The organism is Mycobacterium sp., assembly GCF_032162105.1.
In the GTDB taxonomy this organism is placed as follows: domain Bacteria; phylum Actinomycetota; class Actinomycetes; order Mycobacteriales; family Mycobacteriaceae; genus Mycobacterium.
Genome location: NZ_JAVRPS010000575.1, coordinates 1 through 2,802 on the forward strand (window position 1 = coordinate 1; position 2,802 = coordinate 2,802).

Below are 2,802 nucleotides of genomic sequence, written 5' to 3' on the forward strand. Positions count from 1 at the left end.
AACGGCCACAACAGGATTCCGCCGGCGCCGTCAAGGAGCCCAAGAGCGACTCGCGGATCCGACAGAAACGCGTCCTCGGCCATCACGACGAGGTCGCACAGCAACGCGACGGTGACCCCGGCGCCCACCGCTGCACCGTTGACGGCCGCGACGCTGCAGAACGGCAGCCTGCTCATTGTCCAGAACAACTCCTGGTGCGACTCGAGGATCGCGTCGCGAACCGCGCGGTCCTCCCGCATCTCCCGGATCGTCTCGATGTCGCCGCCGGCGCTGAACGACCTGCCCGCCCCGGTGAGCACCAAGGCGCGCACGTCGCCGTCGTCGCGGAGCGATCGAACGGCGTGCAACAGCGCGTCGGTGATCTCGCCGTCCATCGCGTTCGCTTTGGCGGGCCGCGACAGCGTCAGCACCGCGACGGGTCCGTCACGACGCACCGTTACCGCCGGTTCAGCAAGCGCTGGGAACGGATCGTCGACGCTCACAGCTCCACCAGCCGCGGGATCGCTGCGGCCGCAACCAGTTTGGCGCCAATCGCGCTGCGAAGTTCGGTGGCTGAGCCCAACACCGAATCCAGTACCAGGGCACGGGCCAAGAAGTGGTGGAACGGGTGTTCTGCGGTGAAGCCGATACCCGCGAGCACCTGCTGGCAATGGGTGGCTGCGATCCGCGCCGCCCGTCCCGCCAGGGATTTCGCCAGCATGCCCGCGAGATACTCGTCGTCTGCCTGCCACGCCAGCTCCAGCGCCGCCGCGGCGGCCTCCCGCGCGACATAGGTGTCGGCGAGCCGGTTGCGCACCGCCTGGAAGGAGCCGATCGGCCGGCCGAACTGCATGCGCACCTTCGCATGTTCCACAGCCAGATCCAGCATCTGGGTGGTGGCCCCGACGATCTGGTATCCCAGCGCGCGCCGGCCCGCGGTGACCACCGCATCCCAGCCTGCGACCGCCGCCGGCCCCGCCGACAGAACTGTCGCGCGCAGAGCGTTGGTGCTCACCTCAACCATCCCCAGCGCGGGATCCAGACCTGCCACCGTCCGGGTCGAGAGGGCAGACGGGTCAGCCACCCGGACCCACGCCGTCTGACCATCCATCGCCACCGGCGCCAGAAACGCCGTGGTGGGGCGCGCGCCGATGACCAGTCCGCGCAATGACACGGCTTCGCCGTCGAGCGAGCCGGCGAGCTGAGCGCCGGCCGCCGGCAGCACCACGCTCTGGCTGGGCGTGATGTCGTCGAGCACACCGGATAGCGGCGCCAGCAGCACATCCTGAAACGCCGCCGGCATCGACCCGGTGCGCCCGGCGGCGTCGAACAGCGACGACACCGCCGCGCGCGGCTCCTCGGTCAGCAGGTCGGCGAACCCGAAATCGTCGAGCGCCTCAGAGAGTTGCGTGCCGTCGAACTCCTCGGCAAGCCGACGCAGGGTCTCCGACATCAATTCCCGCTCAGCGGCCTGGATCGCCGGTGCCTCCATCAGGCGCCCCTGGGCAGGTCGAGCAGGCGGCTCGCCACGATGTCCTTCTGGATCTCGCTGGTGCCTCCGTAGATCGTCGCGGCACGCGAGTAGGCCCATTCCCGCCGCCACGCCCGTCCGACCGGCGAGTCATCTGTTTCGATCGTGCCGGCCAGCACCTCGCGGGCGGCATCGAACACCGCCTGGTCGGCGGCGGCGATCATGATCTTGTCGACGGAGGCCTCCGGCCCGGGCAGAACCCCGCGGGCAATGCGATCCTGGGTGCTTTTCGAGCGCGCCCGGAACGCCCAGAGCAGCTCATACGCTTCGCCGAGCACCGCATGCGATCCCGCGTCGTGCACCGCGTCCAGCAGCATGCCCAGGTGGTGGCCCAACCACGCGCCGCGTTGCCAAAAGATTGGACCTCGCTCACACGACAAAATGAACTGGGCCACCTGCCAGCCGCAGTCGATGTCGCCCAGCAGACGCTGCGCCGGTACCTCCACATCGACGAACGACGTCGAACAGAACTCATCGACATCGGCCATCGTCCGAAGCGGGCTCGCGGTGACGCCGGGGGTGTCCATGTCCACCAGAAACGCGCTGACGCCGCGCGACCCCGACTGCCCGGTTCGGGCCAGCACAACGCAGCGAGTGGCGCGCTGGGCGAAGCTGGTCCACAGCTTTTCGCCGTTGAGCAGCCATCCGTCGCGGTGCGGGCGCGCCGTCGTTCGCAGCGACCCCAGATCGCTGCCGGCATCGGGCTCGGAAAACCCCTGGCACCAGAACTCGTCGCCGCGAAGCAACCGGGGAAAAATCTCTTCGACCACCTCGGGGCGGCCGAACTCCGCGACAGCCGGCCCCAGGACTTCGTGCATCGACCAGGACGTGGTGTGCACCAGAGCGCGGCTGGTGAGCTCCTCGCCGAGTACGGCGCGAAGGATCGGCGAGTCCCCGAAGCCGCCGAGGCGCTGCGGCCACCCCCACCGCATCCAGCCGTCGTCGAAGAGCAGCCGCTGGACCCGGCGCTGGTGATCAAGCTGGGCGTCGACGCTGTCGTCGCCCAGCGGGGGTATTAGCTCATGACCCCGCTCGTTGATCCAGGCCCGCACACCGTCGCGGAACTCGCCCACCTCCACGCCACAAGCTCCGTTCTTCAGGTGGTGATGAACCCGGACGCGGCGTACGCCTCCCGGATCGGGCCCTTGAGGTCGTCGGGAAAGGGCGTCTGCGGCGGCCGCGAAGGGTAATCGCCGACGGGCAGGCCGAGCAGGGAGGCGCCGAACTTGAACCCCGCGCCCCAGTGGGTGAACGCGCCCGGCCGGGCAGGGTGGGCCTGGTAGCGGCGGCTG

Annotated in this window: 3 protein-coding genes and 1 pseudogene; all 4 read right to left on the reverse strand. The window is 69.5% G+C overall.

From position 1 onward, the window contains the following. A partial coding sequence (locus QOC69_RS29310) for an enoyl-CoA hydratase/isomerase family protein (RefSeq protein ID WP_526446028.1) occupies nt 1-482 on the reverse strand: 482 nt, incomplete at its 3' end. Beyond that, a complete protein-coding gene (locus tag QOC69_RS29315; protein WP_526446029.1) occupies nt 479-1,471 on the reverse strand; it encodes an acyl-CoA dehydrogenase family protein in 993 nt (330 codons plus the stop codon). The genes QOC69_RS29315 and QOC69_RS29310, both read right to left, overlap by 4 nt. Beyond that, the gene (locus tag QOC69_RS29320; RefSeq protein ID WP_526446030.1) at nt 1,471-2,589 is read right to left on the reverse strand and encodes an acyl-CoA dehydrogenase family protein; all 1,119 of its coding nucleotides are present in this window, start codon (nt 2,587-2,589) and stop codon (nt 1,471-1,473) included. The genes QOC69_RS29315 and QOC69_RS29320 overlap by 1 nt, the downstream gene beginning before the upstream one ends. A gap of 17 nt (nt 2,590-2,606) precedes the next feature. Continuing rightward, nucleotides 2,607-2,802, reverse strand: a pseudogene (locus QOC69_RS29325) (dihydrodipicolinate synthase family protein); the annotation flags it as partial.

Bases quoted from the DNA above. Each gene is read 5' to 3' on its own strand.
- QOC69_RS29315 (WP_526446029.1), bottom strand. From the start codon at position 1,471: ATGGAGGCACCGGCGATCCAGGCCGCTGAGCGGGAATTGATGTCGGAG.